Origin of the sequence: Salipaludibacillus aurantiacus, assembly GCF_900111295.1 — a bacterium.
GTDB classification, from domain to species: domain Bacteria; phylum Bacillota; class Bacilli; order Bacillales; family Salisediminibacteriaceae; genus Salipaludibacillus; species Salipaludibacillus aurantiacus.
Genome location: NZ_FOGT01000006.1, coordinates 196,352 through 211,295, shown reverse-complemented (window position 1 = coordinate 211,295; position 14,944 = coordinate 196,352). Strand labels below are relative to the sequence as shown.

Genomic DNA, 14,944 nt, shown 5'->3' with positions numbered 1-14,944 from the left:
GAGTGGCAGAATTAGGACGTTTTATAGACGGTGAAGAATATGGATCACAGCAGTTTGCAGAGTTTTTTCAAAACTTCTTAAGCACGGGTTTTTTCGATGGTTTAGAAGTCGAAGCAGACGACAGTATGACCATAACAATTAAAGAAGGCGCTGCATTTATAGAAGGCTATGAGTACCGGAATACGGATGATTTAGAGTTAACGCACAATACAGCAAACACTAACAACGACCGGATAGACCGGGTAGTAATAAGATTAGACCAAACGCCAGACGCCAGCCAACCATTACGGGCGATGATCCGAACTGGTTCAGCGTCAAGTAATCCAGAACCTCCAGACCTTATTAGAGAAAACGGCATTTATGAAATAAGTTTAGCTCAGGTATTAGTATCATCAGGAAGTTCTGTAATCCCTCAATCTGACATCACAGATGAACGAGGGGACACTGACGTTTGTGGACGTGTAGGTATGGCCGGAAGATTAACTCAACAGGTCGATAGCGTTGATGTAAGAACGCCAAGCACACCAGCCGGACAATTTAGAGAAGGTGAAACTAACTTTTATGTGCATGGTGTAGATCACGCAGACACATTAGACGAGTGGTTTGACTCGTTGCCGGTTAGTCCATCCACTTACGACAGAGATTTAGATCAATTAAGGATGTACGTGCAAACTGTAAGTCGTAGAAATAACACAGGGCTACAAACAGTTACTATATTTGATTGGTCATTAAGTCGAGATTATCAAGTTTACGGGCAATTTGTGAGGGCGTCTAACTCTATAGAACTTGGTACGTGGGGACGTTGGCAAGAAGTAGTAATGGAATTTGAGCGTGGTGAAAATGCTAACGGACATTTTATTAAGTATACAAATGGTGATATGGTTTGCAGGTTCGAGGATGACGATCTTACTGCTGTCGAAAATACAACAGGCGGGCCGAATCTCCACTGGGCCAGAAAAACATTTGCTTATCCAGAGCCTTTTGTAAACAGACCTACTGTAACGCCGATTACTCGCAGAGAAGCTACTATTCAATGGGCGGGGACACGTGAAATTACAGAAACTGATGTAGAAATATATTTAATTTCTGTTAATGAGAATGCAGAGGGTTATTTGTCTTATGAAGCTAATGGGAGGTGGCGCTAATGTTAGTAAGATACAGCCCTGTTCGACAAGGCGACCCAATTGATTATAAATTTAGTGATAAAAAGATAACAGCAACTTATCAAGGTGAATCTAAGACTTATGATGTAACTGACATGCCGTATGATGATGAGGGTGTTATGATCGTCGAGCGTATTAAGGGCATCCGACCTATTTTAAATGTATATGACGACGGTGAAAGAGTTGAGTTGCGTCACCACTACGGACCGGAAGCCACAGACGAAGAAAAGTTCCCAGGCTGGGTTGAAGTCGAATGAAGCAACCCATAAATATTTTGACAAAGGAACTTGATGTATTAAGTCAAACTACTGATTATAAAAGTTTGATATTTACAAGGTCCTGGCATGGTGTAGGAGACTTTGAACTTGTGATGCATCGTGACGCTGTTGGTGCCGATCAAATAAAGAAGAATTGTCTTGTGGCCCTTGATAAAAACAAGGTCGGTATCGTGCGGCATAGAGAAATACAACTAGATCAAAACGGTAAGATCACCGAGAATTGGTTATTTAAAGGTACGACGCTTAAAGGATTGATTGCTAAACGTAAAACCGTACCGCCGCCACACACTGCTTACGATAGACGTTCAGGGCCGGCAGAAACAGTTATGAAGCATTACATCACAAACAACTTTATTGAACCTTATGCTATAGATGGTGAGGATGCAGAGAAGCGTATCATGCCTAACTTGGTTATATCTCCAGATCAGGAGCGAGGACCTCACTTATCTTGGCAATCACGTCTTAAAAATGTTGCTGAAGAAGAGGAAGAAATGAGCAAGGCGACAGGCATAGGATGGGATGTTTACTTGGACAGTGATAACAAACAGATTATCTTTGATGTGTTTGAGGGCAATGACTTAACCGTTAATAACTCAGCTGGAAACAGCCCTGTTTATTTTGCCCCTGAGTTTGGAAATGTAAAAGGTCAGTCGTATGTAGACAGTGGTTTAAATATGAAAAATATAGGATATGTTGGCGGTCAAGGCGAGGGCGTTGATCGTCTTTTTGTTGTGGTCGGTGACGCTACAGGCTGGGAACGTGACGAAACATTTATTGACGCCCGTGATTTAGGTGGAGAGGATGAAGACGAGCAGGAACTTACAGAAGAGGAAGAAAGAGAACTGCTTGAAACTCGTGGTCAGCAGCGTATGGCGGAGCTTGTGAACGAGGAATACTTTGAAGCTGAGATCATGACGCCAGTCATAAAAACGACCTACAATGAAGAATTTAAAGGCTTTTTTAATGAAATGCAGCCGATCTACAGCAGAGAAAAAGAAACGAAAGTGATAAGTCCTTTTGTATATGGTGAAGATTGGAACTTAGGTGACATTTGCACTGTCATGAATAAGAAATGGGGCTTTATAGTAGATCAACGTATAACAGAACTGACAGAAATTCATGAGCCTTCTGGATTTAGTTTAGAGGGCGTTTTTGGTCAAAAGAGACCTACACTCATCAGCAAGATAAAAAGCGAATTTAAGCAACACGAAAATGAATTAACGAGGTGATAGCATGGGTGACAATATCTCTGTTGATCTATTACGTTTCAACGGCCAGATCGGACCACAATATTACGATAAAGAGGAAAGGAAGATGAAGCCACTCACATTAGATGTTATCCAAGGTACAAAAAAGTATGATGAATTCTTGCAGTTTTTAACTGAAGAGGGCGATGATTGGAGGGTTGGCGAATGAGTTTAGCAGATAAAATGATGCGCCTTGCTGGTAGAGCACCTAACGGAACAGCCAAAGCGCTTACTACCGACTCTGATGGTAAATTGAATACTACTGACTCTGGTGTAAGGACAGAAATCGAAGCGTTAAAAGCGGAAAATCAGGCAATTAAACAGGCTTTAGAAGGAACGTTAAAAACAGAGGTAACTGGGAGTAATGTTGAGGATTTACCTCGATTAGTGCAATCGTCTTTTGGAGGTAGTGTTATTTACAATGAAGGAGCGGAAGCGGTTACTTTAGAAGATTCGATTGTCAATAGTGGGGCAAGTATCGAAAAAAAAGGAGTTTTTTTACACTTGATTGCTTCGGACGAAGGTGGGGCATCTATAGCCTCATTTACAACTGCCCAAAAAATAACTTTACAGTATATTAAAAACATATACATTGACTGGGAACAAACAGGGAATGATAATTCGTCAACTCAATCCAGGTTTGCATTAATGGATGATAAAACAACTAATCCACTTTATTCAGACAGAGAAGTTTTCCTCACAGGGAATTTTAGTCGTAAAATATCTACTTTAAATGTGGCTGATTACAAAGATCAAAAATATTTGCGTATTACAGCACGTGACGGATCAGCAACACTTAATGCGAGAAGTGAATTGAAAGTATATAACATTTGGGTTGAGTTTGTGACCACTAAAAAGGATATGAGCCCAAAAGTGGACGTATCCAAGCGTAATGTGTTATCCGACTTAACTATATTACCAGAAACAACCGAAACACTTGTAGAGGATTTTGGTTTGCCTGAGAACATATCATCTTGGAGTTTATACGCATTGGAAGTCATGCGACCTATCGACAATCTAATTGCCGACATGAAAATTATTATTGAATTTTCAGACATTAAAGGTAATTATGATGTAGGTTCTGGTAATGGTTTATTGTTTAGTCAAATTTTTGAAGTATCAGATTTTGATGAGGATGAAAAAGTTTTTGTTACAAGTCGTGGTGAACTAGGCGTAGGTTCTAATATTATCATTAAAGATAAGTTTTTCACTCAACCCATCGCAAAATATTTAAGAATTAGAGTAAAAAATACACGAACATCATCAAATATGAGGTTACAAAAACCCACTTTGCTATTGGAAGGTAATTTCTGATGAATAAACGTAAGTTTATTTCCGCAAAAAGAAAAGGAACAGGACGAAAAAACAGAGAACCTGTTTTAGTTTTTACGTTTGATGATGCTTTTTTGACAGATTACTCTAAAGCCTATCCAGAAATGACAATTCGGGGAATTAAAGGAACGTCTTATGTCGCTACGAATTGGTTAAATCGGACTGATAGGGAATTTTGCAGTTGGTCACAATTAAAAGAAATGAATGATAGTGACTGGTGGGATGTCCAGTGTCATACGCACACGCATCCGAGATTAAGTGAACTAACGGAGTCAGAAGTGAGAAGTGAGATGGAAACCGTAAATCAAGAATTTGAAAACAACGGACTACCGTTACCAAAACATCATGCCTACCCTTATGGTGACACAAGCGATTTGGTTAAAGAAGTGTTAAACGAATATAGATCGACACAAAGGTTAACAGGGCGTTATCGTTCTAGTGATTTAAACTCTTATAGATCAATAAGATCAGATGAGCAAAGTATTGTCAAAGCGATCAGTGTTGATATGCAAAGTCAACAAGACTTAAATGATGCTAAAGGAATTGTTAAAGAAGCGTATCACAAAGGCTCAATAATCGTCCTTTACTGTCATGAGATTTTAGAAGAAGATAGCGGGTATGAATTTGCGGTACTGGAAGAATATTTTATCCAATTACTTGATTATATTGTTAATTTAAGAATCAAGACAATGACAATAAGCGAGATGTATGATTATGTTTTTGGTGTCCAGTAAAACCCCAACTAACTGAGAAGCGTATCTTCGGGTTGAGGCACTTGGATATAAAAAAGAGAGGGGGAACCTCCTCTCTTTACTTTTCCAATATTGCAATTTCAAAAGAAACAATATTTTTTGCTTTTACCGTTATCTCTTGGTCTCGATCTTTAAAGGTTAAGTCTCCATCGTTATTTCTAGTAGTTCTGAAATCATCTAAAAAAGACTTGTGAAGATTAAATGCGTCTTCAATAGCGATTGTTCTACCATCTTTCAAGTGTATTCTAGTTTCTATATCCATATGTACTCACCTCCTTAACTAACAATAGTTCGACAAAAAAAAGAAGAGTTCCTTTATTTGGTAGGATTGAAGAAACAAAGAGCTCCCAGATCATTCTGAGGGCTCTTTTTGCAATCCTTTTTGCACCAGGTCTCTAATTGCTTCATTTCTGTTTTTAAACTTATGTTCATGCCAATGCTCTTCAATGTCAGAAACCATATCTTTCGGAAACGTTACGAGAATTTGAGTATGTTTTTCTTTATCAACGGCCATGGAAACACCTCCTGGAAACAATTATAAGTTATATAACTTATATTGACAACCTCCTATTTATAGATTATTATAGTTATACAAGTTATATAACTATACGGAGGCGATCACATGAAACTGTCTGAGGTATGGCCAATCTATGAACAGGACAAAACCATCGAAGGTTATTCTAGGAACACTATTAAAGCGTATAAGTTGCAATTCAGAATGCTGTGTGAGTATTTAGGTGATGTAAATGTAGACGACGTTACGACATTCCACCTTAAAAGTTACATTCAGAAACGCTCAGCAGAGCTTAAACCAAATAGCCTGCAGCATACGGTTAAGTTTATCAGAGCTGTGTTTAGGTACATGCACGAGGAAGGCCTAACAGATTCTAACGTATCGGCAAAAATTAAATTCCCAAAAGGTGGACATCGTGTTCCTAAGTTTATTGCAGAAGAAACACTGGAATTGCTCAGAATAAATGCAAAAGATTCACTGGATGCAGCATTAATTGAATTCATGTATTCTTCTGGATGTCGGATCGGTGAAGTTTACGGATTGAATAAAAAGGACTTTGACTTTCACCGCCGTACAGTGACAGTCACAGGTAAAGGTGACAAAGAGCGAGAGGTTTATTTTAGCAAGAGAGCAGAGATCTGGATTAAACGTTATTTTGACAGCCGTAAAGATGACCAGGACTGCTTTGTGTGTAAACGTAACAGGCCATATAATCGCATGAGCATCCACCAGATGCGACTTAGGATGAAGGAAGTGGCAAAACGTGCAGGCGTAGATGAAAATGTCTATCCTCATAAATTGCGTCATACCTACGCTACACACCTTGTTAACCGCGGGGCACCAATTGAAGTTATTCAACAGTTCCTAGGCCACAGCAAGTTAGATACAACAATGGTTTATGCTCACCTGTCAGGGGAGCATCGGAAAAAAGTTTATGAGCAGTATTTTTAAGCATCCCTTTTTGGGTGCTTTTTTTATATAAAGAAAAGTATTATGTCGCATAGTGGGGAGGTCAAGAATGGAGGAAGAAGGCGTGACAGTAGGGTATAAAGAAATTTATGACGAACTGAGAGGCGTGGCACAGTCAATCGTGAAACTAGACCACAGGATGCAGCGGATTGAAGAACGGTTTGATAAGTTGGACACCGTAGATGAACGAAGTAGGGAAGCACTTGATAAAGCAGAGGATGCCGTCGCAGATACAGAAAACTTAAAAAAAGAATTTATCGCATACAAAAAGTCACAAGCTCAGAAAGAACAATCGGATAAAAAGCTGAAAATTGCAATCATCGGTACACTGCTGCCGGTGGTTTTATTTTTGACACCGATTTTAATCACTTATTATAACGGAGGATGATCGACATGCAAGAAGTATTAATGTTAGCAACTATTATAGCGCCAGTAGTTACTGGTGTAGTTCAAGGTATTAAGAAAACAGGCTTCCTCAACAAGCAGTTCGCTCCACTGGTAGCCATTATCATCGGCTTACTACTCGGGGCAGCTGCTTTTCCTTTTGCCGATGTGGATATGGCAGAAAGATTGTGGGCTGGCGGTATAAGTGGTTTGGCGTCTGTCGGACTGTTTGAACTTGGCAAGAAGACTAAAGATGAGGTGAAAACATATGAGTAAAAAAGTATATTTAGATCCAGGGCACGGCGGTCATGATCCGGGAGCGCAAGGAAACGGATTAAGGGAAAAGGATTTAGTATTAGATATAAGCTTAAAGACACAGGACATCCTCAGAAATCAGTATGAGGGTGTCTCTGTTCGTATGAGTCGAACCGATGACACATTTATTGAACTTAATGAACGTGCAAGAGACGCTGTTAACTGGGATGCTGATCTGTTTGTATCTATCCATTTAAACGGGGCAGCAGAATCCGCTAACGGCACTGAGACATTCATGCACTCTAATTCATCAGCAAGCGCTACAGCACGTAAAAACTTGCATGATGCGATTTTCGGAGCTATGAGGCGAATTGAACCACGAGTAACCGACAGAGGGCTTAAATCAGCTAACTTTGCCGTATTACGTGGCACGTATCGTGATATGTTATCAGTTTTAACGGAAGCGCTTTTTATCACTAACCCACGTGATGCAAGTATGCTTAAAAAGTCTGGAACTATTGATAGGATCGCTGAGGCACATGTTGAGGGGATTGCTAAGACGCTTGGTTTAAAGAAAAAGTCAACGCCATCAGCTGAGACTGTATCAAGCAGCACATCATTCACCAGCATGAGCAATTCAGATAAATATAAAGAAATGTTAATTGCAGTTGAAGATCAAGGATTTGAGTTCGAACAATTCCAGCGTTTGTTGCTTGCAGTTGGCGAGCAGTTGCCGCGGTTTCGGGATGATGGATACCCGGGTGCAGAGACTTTATCAGCAACTGAAGCCTTCCAGACACGGTATAATGTCAGCAGCCCGAATGGAAACTTTTTCGGGAGGCCAGGAGAAAAAACTTTCGAAACGCTCTTAAAAAATCTTCCGTCGTTTAATAACCTCCTGAGAGCAAATAGACCATACCCCCGCGGAGAAGATGTAAGGTGTATCCAGCGTGCCGTCAATTCAACAGACGATGGTATTTACGGACCTAACACAGCAGGCGGGGTCAGAGACATGCAACGAAAGCTAAACATCAGTGTAGACGGTGTATTCGGCCCTCAAACTCGTAAGGCTATGTTTAATTTGTAAAAAAAAAACAGGGGCGCTTTGCCCCTGTCATGTGATATAATTAAATTATGAAAAAATCGATTCGCTCGATTTGTACGGGAGCCATGAGCCCCCTAGTTTATGTTGAAAAGCGCTTGCCGTAATGGCGGGCGCTTTTTTAGTTTGTTGTTATAATAAAGATCCAAAGACATATGATGTTATCTACCACTACTTTAGCACCGACACTCGGAGGCGTGATTATCGAGATGGGCTCCTGGCAATGGCTGTTTTTATCTAATATACCGACGGGGCTTCTCGGTCTGATTTTTTCTATGCTCTATTTAAAGCAGACAGGCAGAGTGTCAGATATCCGGTTTGACAAACTTGGATTCATCAGTGTCACTGTTGGAGTAGGTTCTATTTTATTTGCCCTCGGAAGAGTCTCGTCACTGGACCATCTGCTTGATCCGCTTAACTGGGGATTTATAAGTTTAGGAGTTGTCTCTCTTATAGTGTTTATAAAAATTGAGAACCGGACGGCACAGCCGCTTCTTGATTTGTCTATATTTAAAGTTCCTGCCTATACCTACAGTGTATGGGTGGCGATGATCAGTTCGATCAGTCTGTTCGGAGGTATATTCCTTTTGCCTCTCCTCATTCAGCAAGTGTATGGCTACGGAGCGATTATGACGGGCTTAACCTTTTTGCCTGCTGCCCTGTTAACCGGCGTATTTATGACGATCGGCGGGAGGCTCCTTGATAAACAAGGCCCCTCGCTTATTGTAACGACAGGTTTAATCATTGTGGCAGTCGGAACGGCAATCCTCGGTTTTATTGGTATGGATACAGCGATATGGGTCATTTTTCTTTTAAATGCTCTCCGCGGCATTGGGATGGGGCTCAGCACCATGCCGGCCACGACTTCAGGGATGAACGCCATTCCGGAAAAATTTGTTTCGCGCGGCTCTGCCATGAATAATGTTCTCCGGCAGATGAGCTCTGCCTTAGGTATTGTCTTCGTTTCGATCTACTTCGAAGTGCGCCGGGGACAGGTCATGGCAGCAAACGGTATGTCACTTGAAGAAGCCAGTTTAACAGCAATTACGGAAGGCTTCTTAATTATAGCTGTTCTGGCATTTTTATCTGTGCCAGCGGGAATACTGCTCGGTAAAGAATATAATAAGCTGCGAAGAGATCAAGCCGCGGACAGGGGGAAAGCCCAGTGAGAAAAGGATGGATACTGATAGCTGTCATTATTGCCCTCACTGCGGCTTTTTTTATGACCGAGAGGGCTGAAGAAGACACGGTTACAATTGGCGTTTTATTATCCGGCGAAAACAGGATCGATAAACTTGACGGAATTAAAGATGGATTAGAGGAATTAGGTTACGAAATGGATGGGATATCATTTATTATTTTTGAAGGCGAAGAAGACGCTGAGCTGCTGGAGCCTTATGCTAAACAGCTGGTTATCGAAGAAGAGCCGGACGTCATAGCCTCTTTCGGAGGGATCGAAACCCAGGTGCTGGCAGAGGTTATGGAAGAGGAAAATCACTTTATTCCTACTGTATTTGTAGGAATGGCAGCTCCGCTTGAAACAGGCATCATTGAAGATTTCAGAGAGCCGGGCGGCCCGTTTACAGGAGTGAGTAATTTCCATATGAATCTATCAGCGAAACGTCTGGAACTATTTACGGATATTATTGGAGGTCTTGAGCGGGTCATTCTTATATACAGTGACGATATTGATATCAGCCGACGCTCGCTGGCATTAACCGAAGAAGCAGCTGACACTCTTGGAGTACAAATTGAACCTTTTCACCTTTCAGGCGGTTTTGACAAGGAGGCTCTTGAAGACGTTTTGGAAGAAGAAGACGGACTTATGACACTTCCCAGTTACCAGGTCGAAGCATTTACAGATGAGATTGTTTCTTTTGCTCTTGAAAATTCGGTGCCTGTCATGGGAATTTATGATTATGAAGTGGAGGCCGGTTTTCTGTTTGGTTACGGGTCTTCCTTTTATGGACAGGGCTTTCAGGCAGCAAGGCACATCAGCCTGATTCTGCAGGGCAACTCACCGGGTGACATTCCGGTGGAGCTGCCTGATCAGATCCCGTTTTTTATTAATGGGGAGGTAAGTGAACAACTGAACTTGGAGCTGGATGAAAACCTTTTGAAATTAACAGAACCTGTTAAGAATGGCGGAGGTGGGGGAGAATGAAACATCTTTTCCGGTCTGTCCGTTATAAAGTTCTGTTGTTCGGCCTGATTATGTCAATTATTCCTCTTGTCCTTATTTCTGTCTATTATCTGATGGAAATGTCCGATTATGTCGAAGATTCAGCTGCTGTTTCGCAGGAACGGAAAGTGGCATACTTCGCAGAGACGATCAGGAATGATATTCGCAGCACCTTTCAGAAGCTCGATATGATGATGAGTATGGGTGACTTGGAGGATCAGTCCGGTGTGTTTTATGACCTTTTAAAACAACAGGAGTCAATTGACGAAATTGTTCTTTTGAATGCTGAGGGAGAAGTCCAGTCAAGGTATTCGAGATACAGTATCAATCAAATGGCTGAAGGCGGTTTATGGGTGAGTGGCCAGGCGGAGCTCTCCGTTCTGGCTAATGATAACCACGTTTTTTCAAATGTGATGTTTAATGACTACGGCCAGCCTTTTATCCAGTTAATCGTGAGATCAGAAGAAAACGGGGAAATGCTGGGAGTTTCGTTACAACTGCAGAAATTAATCGGGAATGTGTCTTCGTACCAGATGGAACATAATGCCCAGGTTTACTTGCGCGATCAAAATGAGCAGATTATCGCCCATCAGGATTACTCGAGGCTATGGCAGACAGATCAGAGGACGGAAGTTCCGGATAACACGATGGTCATCCAGTCGTCCATTGATGAGGTTAATTGGGATCTCGTTATGGAACAGCCGAGGCGAGAGATGCTGTCGCCAATCTTCGACATGTTGAGGAGAGGCAGCTTTACAGCTTCGTTTATGATTCTTTTTGGAAGCATGATCAGTATTTATGCCGGGCTTTATTTCGTCAAACCGATTGAACGGCTGCAAAGCGGGATGAAACATATGCAGTACGGTTACTGGCCCGAAAAAATGCCGGTCGACCGGAATGATGAATTCGGAGAACTAACGGCCGCCTTTAATGATATGAACACAGAAATTCAGGAAAAAGAACGCCGGCTGGAGCAGGAGAAGGAAAGGCTGGATATCGTGGTTAACAGCATGGACGCAGGTCTGGCTGTTGTCAAAAAAGACTATTCCATTGCCTGGATGAATCCGACACTTAAAAGCTGGATCGGCGATCAGCGGAGCGTCCCGTGTTTCCGGATGTTTAACGATAAAGATTCTCCGTGCTATTCCTGTCCGCTGAATGAATCGGCATCTTTTGAAAGAATGGATGAAAATCTTACAAAAACAGACGAAAATGGGGAACAGCGGATTTACAGGCACCGGGTCTTCCCGCTCCAGCATACACTTGAGGAAGATGAAGAAGTCCTTATAGTGATGGAAGATATTACTGAAGAAAAACGGATGGAAGAAAAGCTGGTCCAAACCGATAAACTGTCAGCTCTTGGATTAATGGCTTCAAGTTTTGCCCACGAGGTCAACAACCCTCTTGCATCGGTTCAGGTTTATGCGGAAGATTTAACCGACCGGCTGGAGGAAGATAAAGAAGAACTGCTTGAGAGCGGAGAAATGGCTGATTATTTAACGATCATCAGGAAAAACATTAACCGCTGTAAAGAAATTACAAATAATTTATTGAACTTCTCCAGGAAGTCGGCATTTAAGGCGGAAGAATTTCCGATCGAAAAAGTACTGGATGACAGTCTCATGCTCATGAACCATACGCTTAAAAAGAATCATGTCAGTCTTAAACTTCAAAAGCCGCAAGAAAAGATCCCGGATATTAGCGGCGATCCTTTAAAAATCAGCCAGGTTTTTGTAAACCTTATTCAGAACGCTGTAGATGCGATGAGTGAAAAAGAGTTTCCGGTACTTGAAATAACTGTGGAAATGGAAGGGGAAGAGGCGGTCGTTTCTTTTAAAGACAACGGCATAGGCATTCCCGAATCAAATATACCTAAACTGTTTGATCCGTTTTTTACATCTAAACCTACAGGCAAAGGAACCGGACTTGGTTTATCTGTCTGTTATGGCATTGTGAAGCAAATGGAAGGCACAATGGAAGTGCAGAGTGAGCCGGGGGAAGGATCGGTTTTCCGTGTGATCTTACCGGTGAACAGGAAAGACGCTGACGGAAGCGAGGGGGAATCAGAATGACACGAGTTATTATAGTTGATGATGAAGAAGATCTCCGGGGATTATTAGTCAAACGGCTAAAACGGAGAGGCTATGAAGCAGCGGGTTTTCCATCTGCTGAAACTGCTTTAGATAATCTTAAAAAAGAAAGCTATGATCTTGGCATTTTTGACATCCGTATGGACGGCATGGACGGGCTGACATTGCTTGAAAAAGTCAAAGAAAGTGAGTCCAAGGCGATGGAAGTCATCGTACTGACCGGGCACGGAACGATAGAAACAGCTATCGAGGCCATGAAGAAAGGTGCGTATGATTACTTAACTAAACCTTATAACCTAGCGGAACTCGAAGTCGTGCTTGGAAAAGCGCTTGAGAAGAAACAGCTTAAAGAAGACCACCACAGTATGAAAGAATGGATGCATTTTCGTGAAAATACGTTTGATATTATCGGAGACAGCGAAAAGATCCGCCAGGTAAAAGGATTAACAGCTAAAGTAGCCAATGCCGATGCCTCAATTTTAATAGAAGGGGAAAGCGGCACAGGAAAGGAACTGTTTGCTAAAGCCCTTCATTACTGGAGTGAACGGAGGGACGAGCCATTCATAACTGTCAATTCAGGGGCCATTCCGGAACAGCTGCTGGAAAGCGAGTTATTCGGTCATGCGAAAGGCGCGTTTACGGGTGCTCAGAAAGAGAAAAAAGGGCTTGTGGAAGTGGCTGATAAAGGCACCTTATTTTTGGATGAGATCGGGGAAATGCCTTTAGATACGCAGGTTAAGCTGCTGAGGTTTCTTGAAACAGGAGAATTCCGGCGGGTCGGCGAAGTAAGGGAGCGGCGGGTGAATGTGAGAGTGGTCACCGCGACAAACAGGAATATGGAAGAGGAAGTGGCAAAAGGAAATTTCCGTGAAGATTTATTTTACAGGCTGCAAGTATTAAAGATTGTGGTCCCGCCATTAAAAGAAAGAAAGGATGATATTCCTGAACTTGTTCAGTTCTACCTCGGCTCTAAAAAAGAGTGGAAGGAAAAATCGTTATCTGACGAGGCCCTAACATCTCTGATGAGGTATGACTATCCGGGAAATGTGAGGGAACTCTTTCATATTATTGAGCGGGGGTGTCTGTTATGTTCAGGAAATACAATCACTTCCGGCGATTTGCTTCTTCCGGGCGGGGAGGACTGTGCAAGTCAAACATCGGCCCCATCCGGGCAGGTGGAGCGTTCTCTTGAAGAAGTGGAGCGCGAACATATTGCGGCTGTCCTTGATTATACTAACTGGAATAAGTCGGATGCGGCGCATATTTTAGGGATCAGTGTCCGGAATATTTACCGTAAAATTGACCAGTATGAACTTGAAAAGGATTAAAACCCGGCTGTTCCGTCCGTATAGTCTACAGCTATGACATTTTGTCACGCATGAACGACATGTATGCCAGATTGGCATACTCAGAAGGCGCAGGCGTCTCGTGCATTTTTTAAAATCTGCACTTTTATATTGAAAGAGTATTTATTTTTTAAAAAATAAACGCTGGTTTGAAAGGGTTCTTTCATTTTTTTAGTAAAAATGAAGGGGCCTTTTTTTATTTTGGCATGGCTCTTGCATCTTAATATAAGTGAAAAGAAAGGGGAGAGAAACATGCTATCTAATATTGGCATTCCAGGATTAATCATAATTTTAGTCATTGCCCTGATTGTTTTTGGACCAAAAAAATTACCTGAAATGGGCCGGGCAGTCGGAGACACACTGAAAGAATTTAAAAAGTCAACGCGAGAATTAACGAGGGATGATGAATCTGATGAACAGAAGGATGACCGTTCATAAAAGACAGGGGAGAAAGGGGAACTGACAATGGGTACGAAATACGATGTGCTGATTAATGAAGGGCTTGTAAATGGAGCGGATATTCTGAAGTCTTCTAAATACGATACGTCTCTCGGGCTTAATATGGCGGAAGATGCCCGGAGACTCTCAGACGGCCTGATAAGCGAGGAAGAGTTTGTCGCCAAATATCAGGAATCCGTAAGTAAAGAGTTTAATCAGAAGCTTGAAGTCTATGCCTCAGAAGGGCCTGGTGACAGCGTGAAATGGGGGATGGTCATAGATTTAAGGAAATGTGTCGGCTGTGAAACGTGTACCGTTTCCTGTAAAGCTGAAAACAGGACGCCTCCAGGAGTGTCATATAATCAGGTATTCATAGAGGAGGAAGGGACGTTCCCAAATGTTTCAAGAACGAACATCCCCCGTCCTTGTATGCACTGTGATAAGCCGCCATGTGCGTCTGTCTGTCCGGTAAGGGCGACTTATAAAGCAGATAACGGGATTGTCGTACAGGATGCGGACCGCTGTATCGGATGCAGATACTGTATGGTCGCCTGTCCGTATGGCGCACGAACGTTCGACTTTGGTGAAAACTACGATGAAATGCTCGGATATGAAGAAGTGACGTCCCCGGAACACGGGATGGACCGGGGCAAGAGAAAAGAAGGGAAAGCTCCTGTCGGAACCGTCCGGAAATGCAATTTCTGCTTCCACAGGCTTGAGCGTGGAGAAGAACCTGCCTGTGTAGAAACGTGTATCGGAGACGCCAGATATTTCGGAGATCTTAATGACCCGGAAAGTACCGTATCGAAACTGGCAAACAGTTCAAGGGCTTTCAGATTAAAAGAAGAGTACGGCACAGAGCCGAGAGTCTATTATTTACGCTAGGAGGGAA

18 protein-coding genes are annotated in these 14,944 nt (G+C 42.3%); 16 read left to right on the top strand and 2 right to left on the bottom strand.

What is annotated here, in order from left to right:
* Positions 1-2: 2 nt before the first annotated feature.
* The 6 genes from BMW59_RS09675 to BMW59_RS09650 are packed head-to-tail and all read left to right on the top strand — an operon-like array spanning position 3 to position 4,754.
* On the top strand, positions 3-1,145 hold the full coding sequence (locus BMW59_RS09675; RefSeq protein WP_093050918.1) for a hypothetical protein: 1,143 nt from the start codon (positions 3-5) through the stop codon (positions 1,143-1,145).
* Positions 1,145-1,420 (top strand): hypothetical protein, encoded by a 276-nt coding sequence (locus BMW59_RS09670; protein WP_093050914.1) that lies wholly within the window; start codon positions 1,145-1,147, stop codon positions 1,418-1,420. The genes BMW59_RS09675 and BMW59_RS09670 overlap by 1 nt, the downstream gene beginning before the upstream one ends.
* Complete coding sequence (locus BMW59_RS09665; protein ID WP_093050911.1) at positions 1,417-2,670, top strand: siphovirus ReqiPepy6 Gp37-like family protein; 1,254 nt, start codon at positions 1,417-1,419, stop codon at positions 2,668-2,670. Before BMW59_RS09670 ends, BMW59_RS09665 begins: the two co-directional genes overlap by 4 nt.
* Positions 2,671-2,674: 4 nt before the next feature.
* Positions 2,675-2,857: a hypothetical protein gene (locus tag BMW59_RS09660; protein WP_093050908.1), complete on the top strand. Its 183-nt coding sequence runs from the start codon at positions 2,675-2,677 to the stop codon at positions 2,855-2,857.
* Positions 2,854-4,002, top strand: coding sequence for a hypothetical protein (locus tag BMW59_RS09655; RefSeq protein ID WP_093050904.1), 1,149 nt, complete (start codon positions 2,854-2,856; stop codon positions 4,000-4,002). The genes BMW59_RS09660 and BMW59_RS09655 overlap by 4 nt, the downstream gene beginning before the upstream one ends.
* On the top strand, positions 4,002-4,754 hold the full coding sequence (locus BMW59_RS09650) for a polysaccharide deacetylase family protein (RefSeq protein ID WP_093050901.1): 753 nt from the start codon (positions 4,002-4,004) through the stop codon (positions 4,752-4,754). Before BMW59_RS09655 ends, BMW59_RS09650 begins: the two co-directional genes overlap by 1 nt.
* Before the next feature lie 76 nt (positions 4,755-4,830).
* On the opposite strand, the gene BMW59_RS09645 is transcribed toward BMW59_RS09650, so the two are convergent.
* Together BMW59_RS09645 and BMW59_RS21645 are read right to left on the bottom strand one after the other, a co-directional pair.
* A complete protein-coding gene (locus tag BMW59_RS09645) occupies positions 4,831-5,034 on the bottom strand; it encodes a hypothetical protein (RefSeq protein WP_093050898.1) in 204 nt (67 codons plus the stop codon).
* A gap of 90 nt (positions 5,035-5,124) precedes the next feature.
* Positions 5,125-5,286: a ribbon-helix-helix domain-containing protein gene (locus BMW59_RS21645; protein ID WP_177174263.1), complete on the bottom strand. Its 162-nt coding sequence runs from the start codon at positions 5,284-5,286 to the stop codon at positions 5,125-5,127.
* A 108-nt stretch (positions 5,287-5,394) separates the two neighbouring features.
* On the opposite strand from BMW59_RS21645, the gene BMW59_RS09640 reads away from it, so the two are divergent.
* The 10 genes from BMW59_RS09640 (at position 5,395) to BMW59_RS09595 (ending at position 14,937) form a co-directional block, all read left to right on the top strand.
* Positions 5,395-6,237, top strand: coding sequence for a tyrosine-type recombinase/integrase (locus BMW59_RS09640; protein WP_093050895.1), 843 nt, complete (start codon positions 5,395-5,397; stop codon positions 6,235-6,237).
* A gap of 67 nt (positions 6,238-6,304) precedes the next feature.
* A complete protein-coding gene (locus BMW59_RS09635) occupies positions 6,305-6,643 on the top strand; it encodes a hypothetical protein (RefSeq protein ID WP_093050893.1) in 339 nt (112 codons plus the stop codon).
* A 5-nt stretch (positions 6,644-6,648) separates the two neighbouring features.
* The gene (locus tag BMW59_RS09630) at positions 6,649-6,915 is read left to right on the top strand and encodes a holin (RefSeq protein WP_093050890.1); all 267 of its coding nucleotides are present in this window, start codon (positions 6,649-6,651) and stop codon (positions 6,913-6,915) included.
* Positions 6,908-7,981, top strand: a complete 1,074-nt coding sequence (locus BMW59_RS09625; RefSeq protein ID WP_093050888.1) for an N-acetylmuramoyl-L-alanine amidase — start codon at positions 6,908-6,910, stop codon at positions 7,979-7,981. The genes BMW59_RS09630 and BMW59_RS09625 overlap by 8 nt, the downstream gene beginning before the upstream one ends.
* 170 nt (positions 7,982-8,151) lie before the next feature.
* Positions 8,152-9,165 carry an MFS transporter gene (locus BMW59_RS09620; protein ID WP_093050885.1) on the top strand — a complete coding sequence of 338 codons (1,014 nt, stop codon included), beginning with the start codon at positions 8,152-8,154 and terminating at the stop codon, positions 9,163-9,165.
* Positions 9,162-10,160 carry an ABC transporter substrate-binding protein gene (locus BMW59_RS09615; RefSeq protein ID WP_093050882.1) on the top strand — a complete coding sequence of 333 codons (999 nt, stop codon included), beginning with the start codon at positions 9,162-9,164 and terminating at the stop codon, positions 10,158-10,160. The genes BMW59_RS09620 and BMW59_RS09615 overlap by 4 nt, the downstream gene beginning before the upstream one ends.
* Entirely contained in the window at positions 10,157-12,250 is a 2,094-nt protein-coding gene (locus tag BMW59_RS09610; RefSeq protein ID WP_093050879.1) for a sensor histidine kinase, read from the top strand. The genes BMW59_RS09615 and BMW59_RS09610 overlap by 4 nt, the downstream gene beginning before the upstream one ends.
* On the top strand, positions 12,247-13,596 hold the full coding sequence (locus BMW59_RS09605; RefSeq protein WP_093050876.1) for a sigma-54-dependent transcriptional regulator: 1,350 nt from the start codon (positions 12,247-12,249) through the stop codon (positions 13,594-13,596). The genes BMW59_RS09610 and BMW59_RS09605 overlap by 4 nt, the downstream gene beginning before the upstream one ends.
* Before the next feature lie 270 nt (positions 13,597-13,866).
* On the top strand, positions 13,867-14,052 hold the full coding sequence (gene tatA, locus BMW59_RS09600) for a twin-arginine translocase TatA/TatE family subunit (RefSeq protein WP_093050873.1): 186 nt from the start codon (positions 13,867-13,869) through the stop codon (positions 14,050-14,052).
* 27 nt (positions 14,053-14,079) lie between these two features.
* A complete protein-coding gene (locus tag BMW59_RS09595) occupies positions 14,080-14,937 on the top strand; it encodes a 4Fe-4S dicluster domain-containing protein (RefSeq protein WP_093050870.1) in 858 nt (285 codons plus the stop codon).
* Positions 14,938-14,944: the final 7 nt, after the last annotated feature.

Coding starts and splice junctions, on each gene's coding strand:
- BMW59_RS09670 (WP_093050914.1), top strand. CDS start 1,145: ATGTTAGTAAGATACAGCCCTGTTCGACAAGGCGACCCAATTGATTAT.
- BMW59_RS09665 (WP_093050911.1), top strand. CDS start 1,417: ATGAAGCAACCCATAAATATTTTGACAAAGGAACTTGATGTATTAAGT.
- BMW59_RS09660 (WP_093050908.1), top strand. CDS start 2,675: ATGGGTGACAATATCTCTGTTGATCTATTACGTTTCAACGGCCAGATC.
- BMW59_RS09655 (WP_093050904.1), top strand. CDS start 2,854: ATGAGTTTAGCAGATAAAATGATGCGCCTTGCTGGTAGAGCACCTAAC.
- BMW59_RS09650 (WP_093050901.1), top strand. CDS start 4,002: ATGAATAAACGTAAGTTTATTTCCGCAAAAAGAAAAGGAACAGGACGA.
- BMW59_RS09645 (WP_093050898.1), bottom strand. CDS start 5,034: ATGGATATAGAAACTAGAATACACTTGAAAGATGGTAGAACAATCGCT.
- BMW59_RS21645 (WP_177174263.1), bottom strand. CDS start 5,286: ATGGCCGTTGATAAAGAAAAACATACTCAAATTCTCGTAACGTTTCCG.
- BMW59_RS09640 (WP_093050895.1), top strand. CDS start 5,395: ATGAAACTGTCTGAGGTATGGCCAATCTATGAACAGGACAAAACCATC.
- BMW59_RS09635 (WP_093050893.1), top strand. CDS start 6,305: ATGGAGGAAGAAGGCGTGACAGTAGGGTATAAAGAAATTTATGACGAA.
- BMW59_RS09630 (WP_093050890.1), top strand. CDS start 6,649: ATGCAAGAAGTATTAATGTTAGCAACTATTATAGCGCCAGTAGTTACT.
- BMW59_RS09625 (WP_093050888.1), top strand. CDS start 6,908: ATGAGTAAAAAAGTATATTTAGATCCAGGGCACGGCGGTCATGATCCG.
- BMW59_RS09620 (WP_093050885.1), top strand. CDS start 8,152: ATGATGTTATCTACCACTACTTTAGCACCGACACTCGGAGGCGTGATT.
- BMW59_RS09610 (WP_093050879.1), top strand. CDS start 10,157: ATGAAACATCTTTTCCGGTCTGTCCGTTATAAAGTTCTGTTGTTCGGC.
- BMW59_RS09605 (WP_093050876.1), top strand. CDS start 12,247: ATGACACGAGTTATTATAGTTGATGATGAAGAAGATCTCCGGGGATTA.
- tatA (WP_093050873.1), top strand. CDS start 13,867: ATGCTATCTAATATTGGCATTCCAGGATTAATCATAATTTTAGTCATT.
- BMW59_RS09595 (WP_093050870.1), top strand. CDS start 14,080: ATGGGTACGAAATACGATGTGCTGATTAATGAAGGGCTTGTAAATGGA.